At 72.3% G+C, this 19,616-nt stretch carries 17 protein-coding genes and 2 pseudogenes; 10 read left to right on the top strand and 9 right to left on the bottom strand.

What is annotated here, in order from left to right:
- Positions 1-55: 55 nt before the first annotated feature.
- The gene (locus ACH4F2_RS23725; RefSeq protein ID WP_398134730.1) at positions 56-235 is read right to left on the bottom strand and encodes a hypothetical protein; all 180 of its coding nucleotides are present in this window, start codon (positions 233-235) and stop codon (positions 56-58) included.
- A 213-nt stretch (positions 236-448) separates the two neighbouring features.
- Here ACH4F2_RS23725 and ACH4F2_RS23730 point away from each other — a divergent pair, with 213 nt between their 5' ends.
- Together ACH4F2_RS23730 and ACH4F2_RS23735 are read left to right on the top strand one after the other, a co-directional pair.
- Positions 449-892 carry an SPW repeat protein gene (locus tag ACH4F2_RS23730; protein ID WP_398134731.1) on the top strand — a complete coding sequence of 148 codons (444 nt, stop codon included), beginning with the start codon at positions 449-451 and terminating at the stop codon, positions 890-892.
- Between the two features lie 136 nt (positions 893-1,028).
- Positions 1,029-1,301, top strand: coding sequence for a GlsB/YeaQ/YmgE family stress response membrane protein (locus ACH4F2_RS23735; RefSeq protein ID WP_398134732.1), 273 nt, complete (start codon positions 1,029-1,031; stop codon positions 1,299-1,301).
- A 21-nt stretch (positions 1,302-1,322) separates the two neighbouring features.
- Here the strand turns inward: ACH4F2_RS23735 and ACH4F2_RS23740 are convergent.
- A pseudogene (locus ACH4F2_RS23740) lies at positions 1,323-1,717 on the bottom strand (epimerase); the annotation flags it as partial.
- Between the two features lie 196 nt (positions 1,718-1,913).
- On the opposite strand from ACH4F2_RS23740, the gene ACH4F2_RS23745 reads away from it, so the two are divergent.
- A complete protein-coding gene (locus ACH4F2_RS23745) occupies positions 1,914-2,420 on the top strand; it encodes a nucleoside deaminase (protein ID WP_398134733.1) in 507 nt (168 codons plus the stop codon).
- 274 nt (positions 2,421-2,694) lie between these two features.
- On the opposite strand, the pseudogene ACH4F2_RS23750 reads toward ACH4F2_RS23745, so the two are convergent.
- A pseudogene (locus tag ACH4F2_RS23750) lies at positions 2,695-2,947 on the bottom strand (PadR family transcriptional regulator); the annotation flags it as partial.
- 47 nt (positions 2,948-2,994) lie between these two features.
- Here ACH4F2_RS23750 and ACH4F2_RS23755 point away from each other — a divergent pair.
- On the top strand, positions 2,995-3,717 hold the full coding sequence (locus ACH4F2_RS23755) for a bleomycin resistance protein (protein ID WP_398134734.1): 723 nt from the start codon (positions 2,995-2,997) through the stop codon (positions 3,715-3,717).
- Positions 3,718-4,024: 307 nt separating this feature from the next.
- Here ACH4F2_RS23755 and ACH4F2_RS23760 read toward each other — a convergent pair whose 3' ends face one another.
- Positions 4,025-4,780, bottom strand: coding sequence for a chaplin (locus ACH4F2_RS23760; RefSeq protein WP_398134735.1), 756 nt, complete (start codon positions 4,778-4,780; stop codon positions 4,025-4,027).
- 276 nt (positions 4,781-5,056) lie between these two features.
- Here ACH4F2_RS23760 and ACH4F2_RS23765 point away from each other — a divergent pair, with 276 nt between their 5' ends.
- The 4 genes from ACH4F2_RS23765 (at position 5,057) to ACH4F2_RS23780 (ending at position 10,515) form a co-directional block, all read left to right on the top strand.
- A complete protein-coding gene (locus ACH4F2_RS23765) occupies positions 5,057-6,661 on the top strand; it encodes an alpha/beta hydrolase (protein ID WP_398134736.1) in 1,605 nt (534 codons plus the stop codon).
- Between the two features lie 73 nt (positions 6,662-6,734).
- Positions 6,735-7,829 (top strand): chemotaxis protein, encoded by a 1,095-nt coding sequence (locus ACH4F2_RS23770; RefSeq protein ID WP_398134737.1) that lies wholly within the window; start codon positions 6,735-6,737, stop codon positions 7,827-7,829.
- A gap of 59 nt (positions 7,830-7,888) precedes the next feature.
- On the top strand, positions 7,889-8,908 hold the full coding sequence (locus tag ACH4F2_RS23775) for a Gfo/Idh/MocA family protein (protein ID WP_398134738.1): 1,020 nt from the start codon (positions 7,889-7,891) through the stop codon (positions 8,906-8,908).
- 272 nt (positions 8,909-9,180) lie between these two features.
- Positions 9,181-10,515: a SpoIIE family protein phosphatase gene (locus ACH4F2_RS23780; RefSeq protein ID WP_398134739.1), complete on the top strand. Its 1,335-nt coding sequence runs from the start codon at positions 9,181-9,183 to the stop codon at positions 10,513-10,515.
- Positions 10,516-10,532: 17 nt separating this feature from the next.
- On the opposite strand, the gene ACH4F2_RS23785 is transcribed toward ACH4F2_RS23780, so the two are convergent.
- Complete coding sequence (locus ACH4F2_RS23785) at positions 10,533-12,041, bottom strand: hypothetical protein (RefSeq protein ID WP_398134740.1); 1,509 nt, start codon at positions 12,039-12,041, stop codon at positions 10,533-10,535.
- 289 nt (positions 12,042-12,330) lie between these two features.
- On the opposite strand from ACH4F2_RS23785, the gene ACH4F2_RS23790 reads away from it, so the two are divergent.
- Positions 12,331-13,473, top strand: a complete 1,143-nt coding sequence (locus ACH4F2_RS23790) for an aminoglycoside phosphotransferase family protein (protein ID WP_398134741.1) — start codon at positions 12,331-12,333, stop codon at positions 13,471-13,473.
- A 276-nt stretch (positions 13,474-13,749) separates the two neighbouring features.
- Positions 13,750-15,684: an N-acetylmuramoyl-L-alanine amidase gene (locus ACH4F2_RS23795; protein ID WP_398134742.1), complete on the top strand. Its 1,935-nt coding sequence runs from the start codon at positions 13,750-13,752 to the stop codon at positions 15,682-15,684.
- Positions 15,685-15,692: 8 nt separating this feature from the next.
- On the opposite strand, the gene ACH4F2_RS23800 is transcribed toward ACH4F2_RS23795, so the two are convergent.
- The 4 genes from ACH4F2_RS23800 to ACH4F2_RS23815 all read right to left on the bottom strand — a co-directional run bounded on the left by ACH4F2_RS23800 (position 15,693) and on the right by ACH4F2_RS23815 (position 19,510).
- On the bottom strand, positions 15,693-16,190 hold the full coding sequence (locus ACH4F2_RS23800; RefSeq protein ID WP_398134743.1) for a hypothetical protein: 498 nt from the start codon (positions 16,188-16,190) through the stop codon (positions 15,693-15,695).
- 281 nt (positions 16,191-16,471) lie between these two features.
- Entirely contained in the window at positions 16,472-17,374 is a 903-nt protein-coding gene (locus ACH4F2_RS23805) for a universal stress protein (protein ID WP_398134744.1), read from the bottom strand.
- Positions 17,375-17,552: 178 nt separating this feature from the next.
- Positions 17,553-17,795, bottom strand: coding sequence for a DUF397 domain-containing protein (locus ACH4F2_RS23810; RefSeq protein ID WP_398134745.1), 243 nt, complete (start codon positions 17,793-17,795; stop codon positions 17,553-17,555).
- A 209-nt stretch (positions 17,796-18,004) separates the two neighbouring features.
- A complete protein-coding gene (locus ACH4F2_RS23815) occupies positions 18,005-19,510 on the bottom strand; it encodes an acyl-CoA synthetase (protein ID WP_398134746.1) in 1,506 nt (501 codons plus the stop codon).
- Between the last annotated feature and the right edge of the window lie 106 nt (positions 19,511-19,616).

The raw sequence follows: 19,616 nt of genomic DNA on the forward strand, positions 1-19,616 counted from the left end.
GCCCGGGGTGGGGCCGGCGCGGGGGCGGGGGTGGGCGAACACGCAACCGCCTGCCTCAGGCCTGGACTCGGTCCTCGTCGCGCGCCGGGACGACCACCAGGAAGGCGTCCGACTCGAGGTCCATCACGACGGTCGCGGGCTCACCCTGGGCACGGCGGCGTGCCGCGCACTCCTCCGCCGGCCACGACCCGCGCGGCGACCCCGCGGGGAACCGCTCCAACACCTTGGCGCCCATAGTGACGGCCACCTCCACTGTTCCCGTCTCCCTCTCACTCTCTCGCCTTGCGCCTGCCCGTGATCCGCGTGGACATGTCCAGCCCGACTCACCACCGCACGACCCGACCACAACTACACATAAGGAGGAAATAAGAGCAGAATGGACGTATGCGGCGCTGCCGCACACCGCGACCGGAACGCGGTCGGCCCAGCAAGTCGAAGGAGACGACTCATGGCCAACGTCTCGCACACCCGAGGTGACATGACCAGCCACCCCGACGCTCCGGAGATGCAGGCGCGCTACGCCCGCATGCTTGGTAGTGGTCGCGACGTGGCACTCGTGGACGGGCCGGTGTTCCTGCTCGGCCTCTACTGTGCCGTGTCCCCGTGGATACTCCACTTCACCACCAGCCAGCCCGCACTCGTGGCCCACAACCTGATCATAGGAATCGCCATCGGCCTGCTGGCCCTGGGATTCACCCGGGCCCCGGAACGCATGTACGGCCTCAGCGGGGCCATGTGCGCGATGGGTATCTGGATGATCATCTCGCCGTGGATCGTCGGCACGAACCCGGACGCCGGCGTCATCTGGAACAACATCATCATCGGCGCGCTGACCCTGGCTCTGGGGGCGGTGTGCTTGGCTACGGCGGCGAAGGGCATGCGCAGGCCCTAGACGCACGGGGAGGAAGGACCACGGGCCGGTCCGCGGACCCGGACCGGCCCGTCGAACGCCCCGAAGCCCCGGCGGACTGCGCCCGCCCGCAGGGGGCACACTCACTACCGCGGGGTTTTGACAAGAAGGGGCGGAGATGGACATCGACGGCATATTCAGTGCCATCGTCATCGGTATCGTCATCGGCGTCCTGGGCCGCCTCGTCGTCCCGGGCCGTCAGCGCATCGGGATCCTGTGGACCATCCTCGTCGGCATCGTGGCGGCGCTGATCGGATCGTGGATCGCGGCGGCGTTCGACGTGGCCGACACCGGCGGCGTCGACTGGGTCGAGTGGCTCATCCAGATCGGCCTGGCCGCACTCGGCGTGGCCGCGCTGGACCGGTCACGACGACCCCGCGCCCGCCGCTGAGACGCTGAGGACACGGGACCGTCACCGGCGGCTCCCGAGCCATTCCTCATACCAGGTCACGGTGGCCTCCAGGGTCTCCGCGAGCGGCGTCGGAGCCACCTCGAAGGCCCGCTCGTAGGCGGTGGAGTCCATGATCTGGGGCTCCATGTGCTGGTAGAACATCTCCGCGTACTCGGCCATGAAGCGCTCGTCGAACGGACCGAAGGGCCGGGCTCCGCCAGCACCACGACGTTCAGCGGCCGGCCCACGCACTTCTCGATGATCGCGTGCATCTCGCGGGTACTGACGGCGGGCGCGGTCGGCAGGTGCCACACGCGTCCGTCGCCCTCGGGTCGCTCACCGAGCGTCGCGAGGCCGGCCGCCACGTCTTGGATGCCGGTGCAGCTGTGCGGCAGGTCGATGTCACCGAGCGCGAGTGCGGGGCGTGCGGCTGCGGGGTGGTGGCGGACATGGCGGTCCCTTCCTCTCGGTTGCCTCGCGTCGGCGGCGAGACGATCGCTATCAACGCTCACATTCGTTAGAGTCTATAACTCCCGCAATTAGGCGTAGCAATGCGTTCGGAGGTCGTAGGCTGCCGTTGATGATCCGCGTTTCGAGAAGGGGCCGTACGCCATGGTGGTGAAAGACGTCGAACTGCCGTATCTGCGTCGGTGCGTGGAGCTGGCTGCCGAGGCTCTGGAGGCCGGTGACGAGCCCTTCGGGTCGGTCCTGGTCGGCGCGGACGGCACGGTACTGGCCGAGGACCACAACCGCGTGGCCTCCGGCGACCGCACGCGTCACCCGGAGTTCGAGCTCGCCCGCTGGTCCGCCGCCCACCTCACCCCCGAGGAACGGGCCGCCGCCACGGTGTACACGTCCGGCGAGCACTGCCCGATGTGCGCCGCCGCGCACGCCTGGGTGGGCCTGGGGCGCATCGTGTACGTCGCCTCGTCGGAACAGCTCGGGGCCTGGCTGGCGGAACTGGGCGTCCCCGCACCGCCGGTGAGGACGCTGGCGGTGCACGAGGTGGCTCCCGGCGTGACCGTGGAGGGCCCCGTGCCGGAACTGGCCGAGGAGATCCACGCCTTGCACCGCCGGTTCCACCAGAGAGGCAGGCGTGAGGGGAGGGCCGCCGACTAAGAGCTCGCGCTGATAGGGCACGTGCGTCACGGGCACCGGGCAGGGCAAGCGTCCCACCTGTAACGGACCCAGGACCGGCGGACCAGGCGGCGGATGATGATGACTGCGCCGGCCAGTGCGACCCATGCGTTCTGCACGCACTCCTGCCGGCCGGTCACCTTTGTCGGCGTCGAGAACCCTGGGTGATGCCATGAGTTGGTCCGTTCGGAGCACGGCGAGCGTCTCCAGCGTGGGACGCAGGAGCGGGGAGTCGTTCCTGTCGGCCCCGGCCAGAGAACTCCTCGGTGCCCCGCTGCGTGAGCTCGTACTCGGTGTGCAGCGGGCCGCCCGCCGTGGACGGGGCGACCTCGTGGGCCAGCAGCAGGCCTCGCTTCGCCATCTGCTTAAAGCGCGTGGCAGATCGAGCCGGGCTTCGCGCTCGACCACTCGTGCGCACCCCAGCACTCCAGGTCGTTGCGCACCTGGTAGCCGTGCGCGCGGCCACGCTGGCGGACGGCACCCAGGACGAGGAGACGGATCGCGGGCACGCAGAGAACCCTTTCCCTTCTAATCAAGCTTGACTAGCGTAGCGGGTATGGCCGAAAAGACGATCCCCTTGCTCCCCTGTCAGACCATCCAGCCCGTCATCGACTTCTACACGGCTCTCGGTTTCGAGGTGACCTTCCTGCAGAAGAGCCCCAATCCGTTCGCGGTTGTCGAGCGAGGCGATATCGGGCTGCAGTTCTTCGGCATGAAGAAGTACGAGCCCAGCGAGTCGTACAGCACGTGCTATGTCCTCACCGATGACGTGGACGGGCTGTACGAGGCGTTCCGGGCCGGGCTCAAGGCCGCGTACGGGAAGATCCCGAGCCGGGGCATTCCGCGGATCGGGCCGCTCAAGGACATGTCCTACGGGGTGCGGCAGTTCCTGATGACCGACCCCGGGGGCAACTGCATTCGGGTCGGGCAGCCCACCAGCGAGGACCTGCACCACCGGCCCGCCCCCAAGGAGACCTTCGCGCGAGCGCTGCACAACGCCACGCTCTTCGCCGACTCCAGAGAGGACCCAGCAGGTGCGGCGAAGATCATCGACCGGGTGCTCGGGCTCGAGGGCGAGCGGCCGACACCCGCGCAGCTCGTACGCCTCCTCGTCCTGCGCGGCGACGTGGCCGGGCGGCTCGGTGACGAGACGACGGCGGCGTCCGCGCTGAAGAAGGCCGTCGCGGTCCAACTCACCGATGAGGAACGGCAGTCGGTCAGCGGCGACCTGGAGAGACTGAAGGACCTGGCGGGTTCGGAGCCGAAGCTTGAGGTGTGACATCCGAGCTGGATCGCTGGCCCGCCGTTCGGAGCGATCCTTGGCGTGCTGAACCCCATCCGGCAGTCCGGCCACCTCGTGCCCGAGGGCTGGACCTATCCGCGCGACCCCTCAGTCACCGGGCTGCGTACCACGTCGCCGAGCTACGCACTGAGCCACCGATCGGCGCACGAAGTCATCGATCGACGGCGGGCATGCCTGACGACGTCGCCTGCGCTCCGACGGGGTCGGAGCGCAGGCCCCGACCCCGGAGCGGACCGTCCCACAGGCGCGCTGTCCGGCGCCCCGGGACGGCCGTCCGCGCCCGTCAGGCCCCGGCCCCCGACTGCCGGAACCGCCGGTGGAGGGCGACTCCGCCCAGCACGAGTGCGGCACCGCCGGCCAGGGCGGGCAGGGTCTGGTCCGCACCCGTGCGGGCGAGGGACGCCGACGCCCGCGGTGGGACGCTGTGCGGGACCGGCTTCGGCTGGGCGCGCTCCTTCCCGGGCGTGGACGGCTCCGGAACCGGCTCCGGCTCCGGCTCCGGCTCCGGCTCCGGAACCGGCTCCACCGGAGGCCGCGCGGGCTCGGGTTCCTCGCCGGAGGTGTTCGTCGACTCGTTGCCGACGGCCGGGTTGCCGATACCCACGACGTTGACGCTGTTGCCGCTCACGTTCACCGGGAGATGAACCGGCAGTTGCACTCCGTTGCCGGCGAGCACGCCCGGCGAATCCTGCCCGCCGCCCTCGGCGGCCGCACCGCCGGACGGGCCGGCGGCGGACGTGCCGGTGCCGGCGGGGTCGCCGGTCTCCCTGCGCGCCGTACCGGCCCCCTCGGTGTCGGCGCAGCGGTTGCCCGCGGCCGGATTGAGGAGCCCCACCACGTTCACCGTGTTCCCGCACACGCTGACCGGCACGTGTACCGGAAGCTGGACGGTGTTGCCCGAGATCAGCCCGGGCGAGCCGGCCGCGGAACCGTCCGCGGCCGCGCCGTCGGACGCGAACGCCGCGTACGCCGGCATCGTCACAGCCAGCACGCCGGAGGTGGCGACGGCGAACACACCGTTTCGGATGACGCTTCTCATGAGGATCCCTGCCTTCCAGACATCGTCACGGGCGCTCGCCCGCACCGGATAAAACGCGGGCGCACCATCCCAGTAATGACTTATAGGCCTTTCACTCCATCGAGTGACCATTTCGTCGAACGGACGGCACAGGGTCCGCACGCCCGCCGAAGCCGCCCGTGCGACCGGGCGGTACCGCCCGGAGGCGAGGTGTCCGGAGGCGAGGTGTCCGGGGCCCGCTTATGGTGATCGAGGGCGCCGAGCACCGGTCCGCGACGGGGCGCCCGGGAGGCATCGATGCTGGCCAAGCTGTCGACTCGGCCCTCGGTCCCGCGCTGCGCGGTCACCGGCGCGCTCGGGCTGGCCCTGCTGGGCGCGGGGCTGCCCGTGGCGACCGCGGACGAAACCGAGTCCGGCCTGTCCCGGTTCTACGACCAGAGGATCACCTGGTCGTCGTGCGAGGACATGGACGCGCCGAAGGACCTCCAGTGCGGGAAGGTCACCGTCCCCCTCGACTACCGCCGGCCCAAGGCGGGAACGCTCGACCTCGCCCTCGCCCGGTACCGGGCGACCGGTGACTCACGCGGCTCGGTGCTGCTCAACTTCGGCGGGCCGGGCGGCTCCGGAGTGAGCGAACTCTCCACCGGCGGCAAGGAGTTCATGCACTTGACCAACGGCTACGACGTGGTGACCTTCGATCCCCGCGGCGTCGGCCGGTCCTCGCCGGTCACGTGCGGCCCGGCCACGCTGGACATCATGGAGGCCACGGACGGGGACGAGGAACTCACCGATCCGCGGGACGTGCTCCGGCGCCTGCGGGACGCGGCCGCCGAGTGCACGAAGCACTCCGGCCCCGTGCTGCCCCACATCGGCACGGTCAACGCCGCCCGTGACATGGACGTGATGCGCCGGGCACTCGGCGACGACCGGCTCAACTACCTCGGTTTCTCCTACGGAACCCGTCTCGGCGCGGTCTACGCGGCCCAGTTCCCGGACAAGGTCGGCCGGTTCGTGCTGGACGGCGTGGACACGTTGACGGAACCGCTGACCGAGCAGGGGCTGGCGAGCGCGCGGGGGCAGCAGACCGCGCTGGAGAACTTCCTCGACTGGTGCGTGGAGGACGTCGCCTGCCCGTTCGGACAGGACGCCCGGGCCGCCCGCCGCCAGGTCGTACAGCTCGTCGCCTCGCTCGACTCCGACCCGGTACCGACGGGTTTCGGCGAGCCGTTCTCAGGACAGGACATGGTGGGCGCCATCGGCCAGGCGCTGTACAGCCGCGAGCTGTGGCCCACGCTGGAGCGGGCGCTCGCGCAGCTGCTCGAGGACGGCGACACCCGCGGCCTGGAGGGCTTCGTGTCCGGCGGCGTCACCTTCCCGGTCCGCGCGCAGGGTCCCGCGGACCCCGGTGGCGGCCTCACCGACCAGGCGGACGTCCCCATGGACAACCTGGCGGCCGCCCTGATGGCGATCAACTGCGCCGACGACCCCGACCGTCCCAGCGCCGACCGGGTCGCGGGGTCGCTGGGCCGGCTCCGCGCGCGGTACGAGGAGGCCTCCGCGGTCTTCGGCCGGTACCGGCTCACGCAGGTGCTCATGTGCTACGGCCGGCCCAGGGGCACCGACTTCATCCGCGACGACGTGAAGGACCTCGACACCTCGAAGATGCTGCTGATCGGCACCCGGGGCGACCCGGCCACCCCGTACCGCTGGACCGTGGAGACGGCCGAGCGGCTCGGCCCCTCGGCCGTGGTCCTCGACAACAAGGGCGAGGGACACACCGGGTACGCGTCCTCCGAGTGCGTGCACCGCAAGGTCGACGACTTCCTGCTGTACGGCACGCTGCCGCCCGACGGCAGTTCCTGCGGCTCCGAGGCCCCCCGGACCGCCCGGGGCGACGACTGAAACGGCCGACGGATCACAGCGAAGGCGTATTGCCCCGAATGCCCGACATGCCCATCGGATCTATCGTGCTGACATGGAGCACGATCTGAGTCCCGCCATCCTCGCCGAACTGCGGCGCCCCCGCCCCTACCCGGCCGTGTCCGTGCTGACACCGACGCACCGCCGCGAACCGGACAACGCCCAGGACTCCGTCCGGCTGCGCAACGTGGTCGCCGAGGCCAAGAAGCAACTGGAGGACGATCCGGCGGTCACCCGCGAACGGCGCGTGGAGGTGTCCCGGGAACTCGACCGGGCCCTCGCCGAGGTCGATCTGACGCACGCCGAGGACGGCTTGGCGCTCTTCGCCGCGCCGGGTGAACACCAGGTCTGGACGCTCGCTCGTTCCGTCCCCGAGCGCGTGGTCCTGTCGGACACCTTCCTGACCCGCAACCTCGTCGCCGCGCAGGCCGCCGAGCGGCCGTTCTGGGTGCTGTCGGTCGCCACCGACCGCGTCGCGCTGTGGAACGGCGGCGCGGGCCGGGTCGTCGAGGACCGCACCGGCGGCTTCCCCCTCGACCGGCCCCCGGAGAACTTCGACCCCGAACGCCAGGAACGGATCGGTGACTCGCCGAGCACCTTCCGGGACGAGGGCACCCGCCGGTTCCTGCGCGAGGCCGACGCCGCGATGGGCGGGGTCCTGCGCGCGCACCCGCGACCGCTGTACGTCACCGGCCCGCAGGCCGCGCTGGCACTGCTGGAGGAGGCCGGAAGCGCTGTGCGGGACGCGGTGCTCGTCCCGCACGGGGGCCTCGCGCACGGCACGGCCGAAGCCGTGTGGCAGGCGGTGCGGCCGGCGCTCGACGACGAGGCACGTGGCTCCGTCGAGGCCGTGGCCAGGGAGCTGGAGGCGGCCCGCGGGCGCAAGGACTTCGCGGCCGGAGTGGACGAGCTGTGGGAGAGCGCCCGCACCGGCCGCGTACGGCTGCTCGCCGTCGAGGAGAACTTCCGGGTGACCGTACGCGATGACGGCGAGCACCTGATCCCGGCGGACGGTGACGACCTCGACGCCCGCGAGGACGTCGTGGACGAGATCGTCGAGCAGTGCCTGGAGACCGGCGCCGACGTCCGCTTCGTGCCGGACGGCGCGCTCGGGGAGGCGGACGGTATCGCGGGGGTGCTGCGGTACTGACGCCCCCCGCCGCGTCCCGGGGGCCCCTCCCCTCTTGACGACCATGAAACCCTGTCCGCGTGAGCGATCTTCTGGGTGTGGCGGTCCTGGGCGCGGGACACATGGGCGCCGATCACGTACGACGCCTCGACGGGGTGGTGAGCGGCGCCAGGGTCGCCGCGGTGGCGGATCCCGACGCCGAGCGGGCGAAGGCGGCCGTGGGCGGCATCGACGGGGTCGTCGTGCACACGGACGTCGACGCCGCGCTCGACGCGCCGGGCGTCGAGGCCGTGCTGATCGCCTCGCCCGGCGAGGTGCACGAGGAGGCGCTGCTGGCCGCCTTCGCACGCGGGTTGCCGGTGCTGTGCGAGAAACCGATGGTGCCGGACTCCGCGGGCGCCCTGCGCGTGGTGGAGGCGGAGGCACGGCTGGGCCGGAGGCTGGCGCAGATCGGGTTCATGCGGCGGTACGACGCCGAGTACCGACGGCTGAAGTCGCTGCTGGACGGCGGGCGGCTGGGCCGGCCCCTGATGCTGCACTGCGTCCACCGCAACGTGTCCTCTCCGCCGCACTTCACCTCCGCGATGCTGGTCACCAGCTCCGTCTCGCACGAGATCGACGCGGCCCGCTGGCTGCTCGGGCAGGAGCTGACCGCGGTGACCGTGCTCCGGCCTCGCTCGTCGGGAGGTGCGCCGGAGGGTCTGCTCGATCCTCAGTTCGTGCTCTTCGAGACCGAGGGCGGCGCGCTGGTCGACGTGGAGATCTTCGTCAACTGCGGCTTCGGCTACGAGGTGCGCTGCGAGGCGGTCTGCGAGGCGGGCAGCGCCCGGATCGGGGACGCGCACACCATGGTCGTCACGGCGGCGGGCGGCGCCCGGCAGGAAGTGCCCCAGGACTACCTCGTACGGTTCGCGGACGCCTACGACCGCGAGGTGCAGGCCTGGGTCGACGCCACCCGGCGAGGCCGGGTCACCGGCCCGGGCACGTGGGACGGGTACGCCGCCTCCGTGGTCGCCGAGGCCGGCGTACGGGCCCTGGAGACGGGCGCGCGCACACCCGTCGAACTGGCACCCCGCCCGACGCCGCGCGACCCGTCGTAGAACAAGAATTCACCGAACACCAGGACGACGACGTCGCGAGGCCCTGGAGCCCGTCAAGTCCCGTAGGGAACCTACGACTTGACCGTCGGTTCGCCTACGTCTTTCGGGTGCCGAAGACGCCCCGGGAAGACTGTGGCATATGCCAGAAGCACCACCGTATCGTGTGTTGCCAAATCCCTTACGGGGCGTCGCGGGCTGTGCAACAGTCGTAACGGTCCTTCCGCCAGCCTCGGTTCCGCCTTGGTCGTACCGTCTGCACATCGGAGTGCGTCATGTCGTCCCATCTCTCCGCGGACCACCCAGCCGCCCGGCCACCAGGACACGGCTCGGTCGAGGCCCTGATATCGCAGGCGCGGCGGCTGCGGGGCGACGTGGACGCGGTGCGGCGGGACAGCCAGGACGACGGAACGGACCCCCACGGACGCTGGCAGCGCGCCCTGTACGACCTGGCACTGCACCAGCTCAGCGACATCGACGAGCACCTGGCGCAGCTCCGGGACGGCCCGACACCCGCGCCGCGGCCCGGTTCGCTGCTCAGCCGGGTCGGCAGCGCCGAGTGGAACCTGCTGACGGACGAGGCCGAATGGTCCGGGGAGCTCTTCCACATCCTCGGCCTCGATCCCGCCGCCGCCCCGCTCAGCCTCGACGAACTCCCGTCCCTGGTACTCGCCGAGGACCGGCCGAAGCTGACCGCGATGGTCACGGGCTGCCTCGTCGACGCCCGGCCGATCGACGGCGAGTTCCGCGTCGTACGCCCCGACGACACCGTGCGCACCGTGCACATGATGGGCGAGCCCGTGCTCGACGCCGACGGCAGCACCGCCTCGATGTGGGCGGTGCTGCGGGACGTCAGCGAACTGCGCCGCAGCCAGCGGGCGGTGAGCGAGACCCGTGACTCGCTCAGCCGCCACCCGCTGCCGGCGGACAGCGGGCAACGGGCCGCGGTCGAACCGCGGGAAGCCGTGCAGCCGCCTTGGCACGGCCTCCTGCGGTTCCCGCACCAGGGTCGGCCGGGCCTGGACCTGGCCGCCCGGTACCTGCCGCCGACAGCCTCGACGGCCGCCCACGCACCCCGGTGCTCCGCCTGGTACGACGCGTGCCCGCTCGCCGGCGACGAGACCCTGCTCAGCGTCGGTGACCTCACCGGCCCGAGCGCCGACGGGACACAGGGTCCGGCGACGCTGATCGCTGCCCTGCGCGGCCTGGCGGCAGCGGGCACCCGACCCGCACAACTCCCGGAACGGCTCGGCCGGTTACTCGACGCCACCGCCCTGCCGCCCGTTCGCGGCGCCGTGTACTGCTGTTACCGGCCCCACACCCGCACTCTGACGTGTTCGCACGCTGGACGACCCGCACCGCTGCTGTTCCGCCGAGGGACGGGGCGCGAACTGGCCGGACAGGCCGAGGCGGCCCTCGAAGGCGGCGACCTGCTGCTCCTGCACACCGGCGAACTCGTCCACGCGGACGTGCGACGGCTTCTCTCCCTGGCTCCCCGCCTGACCGGGGTGGCCTCGGCACAGGACGGCGTACGGATCGTGACGGAGGAGTTCGGCGAACAGCTCGGGCAGGAGGACGCCTGCCTGCTGGTGGCCCGCGTGACGCCTTAGGCAACGCGTCGTGCGCGCTACGCCGGAGCGATGTTGCCGCCCCTCCCCCTCCCTTTGGGCGACTTGCCCTTGGGCAGCGCCATCTTGATCTCCTCGCGCAACTCCTGGATCTTCGGATAGTCGGCGTACTCGGCGGTGAGCCGGTACATCTCACGCAGCCGGTCCCAGGTCCGCTGGGAGGAGTTGGACCCCATCGACACCAGGGCGAGGCGCGCGTAGCGGTCCGCCTGTTCGGGGTCGTCGGCGATGAAGCAGGCGGACGCCATGGACAGGTAGTCGAAGATCTTCGACCGCTGCCGGCCGTCGATCCGCAGGGCCAGGGCCTTCTCCGCGTAGTGCTGCGCGTGTGCGGCGGCCTCCGGCTCGAACTCGGCGAGCGTCCGGTAGGCCAGGGCCTGCATGCCGTACAGGTCCTCCTCCTTGAACGTCTGCATCCAGTCGGGCGACGGCACGTCCGCCTTGTCGGAGACGAAGAGGTCCTCGGCCCGCCCCAGGGTGCGGCGCATCGCCTGGCCCTTGCCCATCGAGGCCTGGGCCCAGGCCTCGATGGTGTAGAGCATCGCCCTGGTACGCGGCAGTACTTCCCCGCCGGAGCCGGTCTTGGCGAGCTTCATCAGATCGAGGGCGTCGTCGGGCCGGCCCAGGTGGACCATCTGACGGGCCGCCCGGGAGAGCGCCTCGCCGGCCCGGGGGCGGTCACCGCCCTCGCGCGCGGCGTGGGCGGCGATGACGAAGTACTTCTGGGCCGTGGGCTCCAGGCCGACGTCGTGCGACATCCAGCCCGCGAGGACGGCGAGGTTGGCGGCGACGCCCCACAGGCGCCGCTGCAGATGGGGTGGGTGGTGGTAGGCGAGCATGCCGCCCACCTCGTTGAGCTGGCCCACCACGGCCTTGCGCTGGAGCCCGCCGCCACGGGCGGCGTCCCAGGCGCGGAACACCTCGACCGAGCGCTCCAGTTCCTCCACTTCCTGCGACCCGATGGGGGCGGCCTCGTAGCGGTCGAACCCGGCGGGGTCGGCGTGCAGGGGGTGGCGGAGGTCAGGGGCGTCGGCAGCCAGGGCCGGGTCGGTGTGCAGCCAGTCGTGCATGGCGTTGCTGAGTGCTGATCCCGCGGCGAGCGCGGCGCCCGCGCCCACCAAGCCGCGTCGGTTGAGCATGAGGTCCATTCCCGTGAATTCGGTGAGGACCGCCGCGGTCCGCTCGGGCGCCCACGGCACTCCGTCGGGATGCTCCTCGCTCCCGCCGCGTGGCCGTTTCCCCGCACGCCCGTGCCGGACCAGACCGAGGTCCTCGATGGTCACGACACGGCCGAGACGCTCGGTGAACAGAACCGCCAGCACCCGTGGCACCGGATCGCGCGGGATCTCTCCCATGTCGATCCACCGCCGCACCCGCGAGGTGTCGGTCGCCAGCTGGGGGTGGCCCAGGGCCGCCGCCTGCCGGTTGACCAGCCTCGCGAGTTCGCCCTTGGACCAGCCGGCCAGGCCGAACAGGTCCGACAGACGGGTGTTGGGTTCTCCGCTCACGTCAAGCCCCCAGGTTCTCGGCTGACTTGACAGTAGCCCCGTGCGGGTTGCCGGGCGACTATTCGCCACCGTTCGCCAGGGTGCGCCAGATGGTGTGCCACGGGCGGGCGGGTGTCAGGTAGATATGCGCCACCCCGACCCGGTCGCCGCGGGGTTACTCCCCAGGGTGACCCCGGGCGGCCGGTCGGGCAGCGCGACAGCTTTCGGAAGGCGTTCCCTCCCGTACGCAACGGTCGGGCACCGCGCTTCAGGCAGGCACAGCAGGCACACGAAGGGATCTGTCTCGCCCATGTACGCAGCATCGTCCTCCGTGTCCGCCCCGCAGCGATCGCTGCACCCCCGCCCGACGGCGGGCGGCGGCCCGTATCTCGCCCCCGCTCGTCCGGCGGCCCCGGTGCTCGGGGCGGGCAGGGTTCGGCGCGGCGCGGGCCCCGGCACACAGCCGCTCAGCGGGAGAATCGACCTGTCCGGCCCTCAGGGCGCACAACTGCGCACGGCGATCGCCTCCGTGCACCGGATCTGCCCGGAGTTCGCCCCGGTCCAGGTGCTGCGCCGCAACGGGCGTTCCGTGCTCCTGGTCGGCACGACCGGGCGCAGCACGGCGGTCGCCAAGTGTTTACTGGACCACTCCCCCGCGTGGGCGGAGCGGATCAGGCACGAGATAGGGGCATACCGCTCGTTCGTCCGGCACCGCCCTCCTGTGCGGGTGCCCAGGCTGATCGCAGCGGACCCGGACAACTGCACGCTGGTCATCGAGCGGATGCCTGGGCGGGTGGCGGCGCTGCAGCGGCACCCGCTGGAAGCCCCGCCGCGTGCGGACATCAGGGCGGCGCTCGGCGCGATCTGCCGGCTGAACGCCTGGCGGCCGCCGGCCGGCACCTTCCACGCCCCGCTCGACTACGCGGCCCGGATCTCCCGGTTCCACGAGCTGGGGCTGCTCACCGACCGGGACCTGGGCGACCTGCAGAAGCTGCTGCACGGCATCGCACACGCGGGCGGGCGCCAGGGCATGGGCCAGTTCTGCCACGGTGACGCGCTGCTGTCCAACGTCCTCATGTCACCGGCCGGTCCGGTGCTGGTGGACTGGGAGCACGCCGGCTGGTATCTCCCCGGCTACGACCTGGCGACCCTGTGGGCGGTCCTCGGTGACGCCCCGGTGGCGCGCCGCCAGATCAGCCAGATCGCCCAGTCGGCGGGACCGGCCGCGCGCGACGCGTTCCTGGTGAACCTGATGCTGGTGCTGACCCGGGAGATCCGTACCTACGAGACGGCCGTGCAGCGTTCGATGCACGACATGGTCCCGGCACCGCCGGCGCCGCCCCACCCGGGTGCCGCGCCGTCCGGCGAGGAGCAGCGGCTGCTGCTGCGCCGTCTGCACGACGACTGCCAGATGGCCCGGCGGGCGGTGCGCGCGGCGGTCGGCACGCGCTGAGACGAGGGACGGGCGGTCCGCGGTGTGCCCTTCGAGGGGCGCGCCGCGGATTTTGTGTGCCCGGACACGTGCAGTGGCCATTGGTGTACGCCACTGACGCCGCGCAGGCCCGTGAGCCGTCGCCACGAAACTCGCCCGACCCCCTGCTGACGTGGGAAATCGCCATCCCGCCAGCATGATTGACGGATCGTCGGACCGCCGGGTACCACTGAGCCACGCTCGGCCCCGCTCACCCCGCCGCATCACGTCACGTCACGCCCGTCACTGGAGGCCGCTTTGCGAGGTTCCCCCGTCGTGCCCGCCCTGGCCACCGCGGCCCTGCTGCTGCCGCTGCTCGGCGCGGCGCCGCCCGCCGCCGGCCCCTCCGGCACCGCGCCCGTCCCTGACCGCCTGCAGCGGGCGTTCGCCACCGCCGCGGCCGAGTACCAGGTGCCGCAGAGCGTCCTGCTCGGCGTCTCCTATCTCCAGTCCCGCTGGGACACGCACGCCGGCGCGCCGAGTGTCACCGGCGGATACGGCCCGCTGCACCTCACCGACGCGCGCACGGCACTGGCCGGGGCGTCGCATCACAGTGAGGGCACCGAGGACCCGCGCGGCGACGACGCCCGCGCCCCGCTGCACCCGGCGGCCGGGGCCACGCACCCCGCCGAGCTGCCGGCCCGGCTGACCACCCTGCCGAAGGCCGCCGAGCTGACCGGGCTGAGCCCCGACGAGCTGCGCGAGGACCCGGCGGCGAACGTGTCCGGGGGTGCCGCGCTGCTCGCCGCCGCCCAGCGGGAACTGGGCGAGCCGCTCAGCGCGGACCCGGCGGAGTGGTACGGGGCGGTGGCCCGCTTCTCGGGCGCGGAGGACTCCGCGACGGCGGCGGCCTACGCGAACGACGTGTTCGAGGTGATCCGCGGGGGCGAGCATCGCACCACGGACGCCGGGCAGCGGGTCGCCCTCGCCGCCCGCCCCGACGTGGCTCCCGACGTCTCGCAGCTCGCGGGCGCGGGCCTGCGCGCCGCCTCGGCCGCCGGCACCGAGTGCCCGAAGACGGTGTCCTGCGAGTGGGTCCCGGCACCGTACGAGGAGTTCGGGGACGGCGACTACGGCAACCACGACCTGGGGAACCGGCCCGCCTCCCAGCGCATCCGGTACATCGTCGTCCACGACACGGAGGGCGCCTGGAACGGGGTCCTCGACATGGTCCAGGACCCGGCCTACGTCTCCTGGAACTACACGCTGCGCTCCACCGACGGCCACGTCGCCCAGCATGTGAAGGCGAAGGACGTGGCCTGGCACGCGGGGAACTGGTACGTCAACGCGAAGTCGATCGGCCTGGAGCACGAGGGTTTCCTGGCGGACCCGGACGCCTGGTACACGGAGGCGATGTACCGCTCGTCGGCGCGGCTGGTGAAGTACCTGGCCAAGAAGTACGACATCCCGCTGGACCGGCAGCACATCCTCGGCCACGGCAACGTCCCCGGCACCACCACCGCGACGATCCCGGGCATGCACACCGACCCGGGTCCGTACTGGGACTGGGGACACTACTTCCGGCTGCTCGGCCGCCCGTTCGAGCCGACCGCCGGCAAGAAGTCCGGCCTGGTGACGATCCGCCCCGACTACGCCACCAACCGCCCCGAGTACACCGGCTGCGAGACGAAGGGCGAACCGTGCGGGGCGCACGGCTCCAGCGAGGTGCGGCTGTACTCCGACCACGACGTGAACGCGCCCCTGATCAGGGACGTCGGCCTGGGCACCACCCCGACGACCGGGGTGAACGACCTGTCGTCCCGGGTCTCCACGGGCCAGCAGTACGCGGTGGCCGACCGGTGGGGCGACTGGACGGCCATCTGGTACCTGGGGCAGAAGGCCTGGTTCCACAACCCGCGGAAGAACCCGGCGGCGGTGCCCGCCTCGGGGCGGGTGATCACCCCGAGGGAGGGGCTGGAGAGCGTCCCCGTGTACGGGCGCGCGTACCCGGAGAAGGCCGCCTACCCGGCGGGCGTGCCCGCCCAGGCCGTGTCACCGCTGCCGTACCGGTTGTCCGAGGGGCAGAAGTACGTGGTCGGTGAGAAGGTCCCCGGTGAGTACTACTACGCGGTCACCTTCGACCCGGCGTCCCACCGGGTGGTGACCGGTGAGGACGAGTACTACGAGATCCAGTACGGCCACCGGGTCGCGTACGTGCGCGCCGCCGACGTCACGCTCGCGACCGCGAGGTAGCCGCCGGGTCAGCCCTGCTGGAAGAGCTCCGCCGGGAGCGGCTTCAGCAGGGCGTACAGATCGTCGGTGATGGGCCGGTCCCAGGCGGCGATGGTCACCAGGACGCCGTCGCTCCGGTCGAACTGCACGCAGGAGATCCGGCTCTCGGAGAGCTTGAGGCGGCGCACGATGAGCAGGTTGTCGCCCTGCATCACCGGGACGTCCTCGGCACCGACGGTCGTGATCTCCTCGTCGTTCTCCAGCGCGAGCAGGAGCTGGGCCACCTCGAACGGGATCTCCCCCTCGGGGACCTCGCGGGCCGGGGACCCCGCCGGCAGGTTGCCGATGATCATCGCGGGGCCGCGGCCGCCGAACAGGTCGTAGCGCAGGAAGACTCCCTGACAGCTGCCGTCGGGCGCGGGCAGCAGGCCGGCGCCCAGGTTCCCGGGCCAGTCGCCGGGGTCCATGGCCAATACGTCGAAGTCGGGCCCGGCGGGCGTGGCGCTGCGGCGGCGGAGGAACGACATGCCGCCATGGTACGTGGCCGGAGCCCGCGAGCGGCGTGCGGGCGGGTGCCCGGTCGGGCCACGCGGCCCGCGTGTGCCTCCGTGGTGGCGGACCACCCGGGCATGGCTGCGTACGCGCGGGGCCGACGACCATCAGTGCCCCTGGGCGGGGGCGGCCGACCTCCGGCCCCGGCCGAACCGGTGTGACGCCCGGACGGCCCGCTCGCCCTTCGTACGGAGCCGGGCGCCCCCGCCACCGGCGGCGTCGCCCCGCGCAGGCCCGCGCCCTCGCTCCCGCGGCCTCACTCCTCCGGCGGAGCCGGTGGTACCACCGCGACCGGGGACGCCGCGTGCAGCAGGACGGCGTGGGTGACCGAGCCCATCATGCGGGCCGGGGCCAGCAGGCGTCTGCGGTGGCGGCCGACGACGACCAGCTCGGCGTCGCGGGAGGCGGCGACGAGGTGTCCGGCGGCGTCGCCCGGTACGACGTACGGTTCGGCCCGGACGTCGGGGTGGCGTTCCCGGTAGGGGGCGAGGAAGCCGTCGGCCAGGACCCGGGTCTCACTCTCGATGGAGACCTCGTCGATCACCGGTGGCATGACCTGGCCGGCGGCGGCCCAGGTCTGCACCGGCCACGGGTAGGCGGCGACCGCCTGGAGGCGGGCGCCGCGCAGCGCGGCCTCGGCGAAGGCGAAGGAGAGTGTGGCGTCGTCGGGGCTGTCCACGTGCAGGCCGACCACCACCCGGGGGCCGGACTCGGCTTGTGCGCCGTGGACCTCTCGTCCGGGGCGGGGCACCACGGCGACGGGGCACTCGGCGTCGCGGGCGGCGGCCAGGCCGTTGGAGCCGAGCAGCAGGCTGGCGAAGCCGCCGCGGCCCCGGGAGCCGAGCACCAGCAACTGGGCGTCGGCGCCCAGTCCCGGCAGTACGGCGCCGGGTACGCCCTCATAGCCGATGTACTCCGTGGCCACCGCGTAGGCCCGCCCCTGCAGGTGTGCGCGGGCCTGGTCGAGCACCGGATCGTCCCCGGTGTCCGGCGGGCCCGCGATCAGGACGTCGGTCTGCGCCCAGGCGGCGTACTGGCGCACGTGCACCACCCGGAGCCGTGCCTCGCGCCGGTGGGCGGTGTCGAGGGCCCAGTCCAGGGCGCGCAGGCTGTCGTCCGAACCGTCGACCGCCGCGATGACCGGCAGGGTGGTGCTCATGGGTTCCTCGCCTCCGGAGTACGACCGTTCCCCCTGGTGGCGTCAGCCTCGCGCAGGCGTCGGCCACGGAGGGCCGCTCACGGACGCGTGTCCGGAAAATCGGGTGGAACACCCCCGGATCGGCCGGACGTACCCGGCCGCGCACCCCGGCCGCGGCTCGCTTCCCCGGGCGGGCGATTCACGTGAGGTCGAACTCCCCCTCACGTGCGCCCGACACGAAAGCGCCCCATTCCGCGGGGGTGAAGATCAGGGAGGGGTTGCCCGGGCTGCCGCTGTTCCGCATGGCGATGAACCCCTCGACGAAGGCGATCTGGACATCCCCCAGACCTCCGCTGCTGGACTGCCACTGCGCGTTGCTGAGATCCAGCTCCGGCTTGACCCAGCCCATGAGCGGGCGCTGGTGGGTGGTGCTCTCGGCCACGTCCGTGCTCCTCCCGATTGCGTCGTCCGCGGGCCAGCCTAGCGACCGGGTCCGACCGCCGACAGGCCACGTGGCGGGTGCCTTTCGGAAGATCGGCGCCGTGGTTCCCGCGCGTCGCACGCGCCGGTGGTCCCCGGTGGCCTCAGCATCGCGGGAGGAACCCGGCGGCACACCGTACGGATACCGGCCAGGGGGCCGGACGCCGCCCGTCACGGACCGGCGAACCGGTCCCGCAGTTCCCGCTTGAGGATCTTGCCGCTGGCGTTGCGCGGCAGCGCGTCCACGAAGCGGACCCGCTTGGGTGCCTTGAACGCGGTGAGCCGCTCGCGGGCGTGGGCGATCAGTTCCTCCTCCGTGACCTCGCCGCGCGGGACGACGACCGCCGTGACGGCCTCGATCCACCGCTCGTCGGGCAGGCCGATCACGGCGGCCTCGGCGACGGCCTCGTGGGTGTACAGGGCGTCCTCGACCTGGCGGGAGGCGACCAGTACGCCGCCGGAGTTGATGACGTCCTTCACCCGGTCGACGATCGTGAAGTAGCCGTCCGCGTCCCGCACGGCGAGGTCGCCGGAGTGGAACCAGCCGTCGCGGAAGGCCGCTTCGGTCTCCTCGGGCTTGTCCCAGTAGCCGTCGCACAGCTGCGGGGAGCGGTAGACGACTTCGCCGGGGGTGCCGTCGGGCACGTCCTTGCCGTCCTCGTCGACGACCCGCGCGTCGACGAACAGCACGGGCCGGCCGCAGGAGTCCATCCGGCCCTCGTGCTCGTCCGGGCCCAGGACGGTGGCGAGGGGGCCGATCTCGCTCTGCCCGAAGCAGTTGTGGAAGGCGAGGTGCGGGAGGCGTTCGCGCAGTCGCTCCAGGACGGGCACGGGCATGATCGACGCCCCGTAGTAGGCCTTGCGCAGGCCGCCGAGGTCGCGGGTGGCGAAGTCGGCGCGGTTCGCGAGGCCGATCCACACGGTCGGCGGCGCGAAAAGGCTGTCCACGCGGCCGGTCTCGATCAGGTCGAAGAGCCGGTCGCCGTCGGGCGCGTCGAGGACGATGTTCGTCGCGCCGATCGCGAGGTAGGGCAGCAGGAACACATGCATCTGCGCCGAGTGGTAGAGGGGCAGCGCGTGCACGGGCCGGTCGCCCGCGCCGAGGTCCAGGGCGGTGATGGCGCTCAGGTACTCGTGCACCAGCGCCCGGTGGGTCATCATCGCGCCCTTGGGCATGGCGGTGGTGCCCGAGGTGTAGAGCAGTTGCACCAGGTCCTCGCCGCCCGGCTCGGGACCGTCGTACGCGGGTGCCGTGGCCAGCCGGGCGAGCAGCGAGTCGTCGGCGTCGCGCAGGGGCAGGGTGCGGACGCCGTCGGGGAGCCGTCCGGCGAGGTCGGGGTCGGCGAGGACCAGCGTGCTGCCGGACTGGCCGACGATGTAGGCGAGGTCGTCGCCGGTCAGGTTCTGGTTGACCGGGACGTGCACCAGGCCGGCGCGGGCGCAGGCCAGAAAGGCGATCAGGTAGGCGTCGGAGTTGTGCCCGTAGGCGCCGACCCGGTCCCCCGGGGTCAGACCCTGTTCCCGCAGGACGCTCGCCGCGCGGGAGACGGCGGTGTCGAGTTCGTCGTAGGTCCAGGTGCGGTCGCGGTACTCCACCGCGGTGCGCGCCGGAGTGCGCCGGGCACTGCGCCGCAGCACCCCGTCGACCGTGCTGCCGTGTCCGGGCGTCAGCGTCATGGCCTGATCCTCGGCCGGTGGGCGGGGCGGGTCAAGACGTGTGCGTGCCGCACCGGAGGCATCTCGTGTCATGCCACTGACACGTGCACATACCGACTGGTACGCT

The sequence above is a fragment of the Streptomyces sp. NPDC017890 genome (genome assembly GCF_044328675.1).
Taxonomy (GTDB): Bacteria; Actinomycetota; Actinomycetes; order Streptomycetales; family Streptomycetaceae; genus Streptomyces.

What these genes read in the sequence shown, in the direction of transcription:
- ACH4F2_RS23780 (WP_398134739.1), top strand. Translation starts at nt 9,181, where the DNA reads ATGTCGTCCCATCTCTCCGCGGACCACCCAGCCGCCCGGCCACCAGGA.
- ACH4F2_RS23725 (WP_398134730.1), bottom strand. Translation starts at nt 235, where the DNA reads ATGGGCGCCAAGGTGTTGGAGCGGTTCCCCGCGGGGTCGCCGCGCGGG.
- ACH4F2_RS23745 (WP_398134733.1), top strand. Translation starts at nt 1,914, where the DNA reads ATGGTGGTGAAAGACGTCGAACTGCCGTATCTGCGTCGGTGCGTGGAG.
- ACH4F2_RS23760 (WP_398134735.1), bottom strand. Translation starts at nt 4,780, where the DNA reads ATGAGAAGCGTCATCCGAAACGGTGTGTTCGCCGTCGCCACCTCCGGC.
- ACH4F2_RS23805 (WP_398134744.1), bottom strand. Translation starts at nt 17,374, where the DNA reads ATGAGCACCACCCTGCCGGTCATCGCGGCGGTCGACGGTTCGGACGAC.
- ACH4F2_RS23765 (WP_398134736.1), top strand. Translation starts at nt 5,057, where the DNA reads ATGCTGGCCAAGCTGTCGACTCGGCCCTCGGTCCCGCGCTGCGCGGTC.
- ACH4F2_RS23735 (WP_398134732.1), top strand. Translation starts at nt 1,029, where the DNA reads ATGGACATCGACGGCATATTCAGTGCCATCGTCATCGGTATCGTCATC.
- ACH4F2_RS23770 (WP_398134737.1), top strand. Translation starts at nt 6,735, where the DNA reads ATGGAGCACGATCTGAGTCCCGCCATCCTCGCCGAACTGCGGCGCCCC.
- ACH4F2_RS23790 (WP_398134741.1), top strand. Translation starts at nt 12,331, where the DNA reads ATGTACGCAGCATCGTCCTCCGTGTCCGCCCCGCAGCGATCGCTGCAC.
- ACH4F2_RS23755 (WP_398134734.1), top strand. Translation starts at nt 2,995, where the DNA reads ATGGCCGAAAAGACGATCCCCTTGCTCCCCTGTCAGACCATCCAGCCC.
- ACH4F2_RS23800 (WP_398134743.1), bottom strand. Translation starts at nt 16,190, where the DNA reads ATGTCGTTCCTCCGCCGCCGCAGCGCCACGCCCGCCGGGCCCGACTTC.
- ACH4F2_RS23730 (WP_398134731.1), top strand. Translation starts at nt 449, where the DNA reads ATGGCCAACGTCTCGCACACCCGAGGTGACATGACCAGCCACCCCGAC.
- ACH4F2_RS23815 (WP_398134746.1), bottom strand. Translation starts at nt 19,510, where the DNA reads ATGACGCTGACGCCCGGACACGGCAGCACGGTCGACGGGGTGCTGCGG.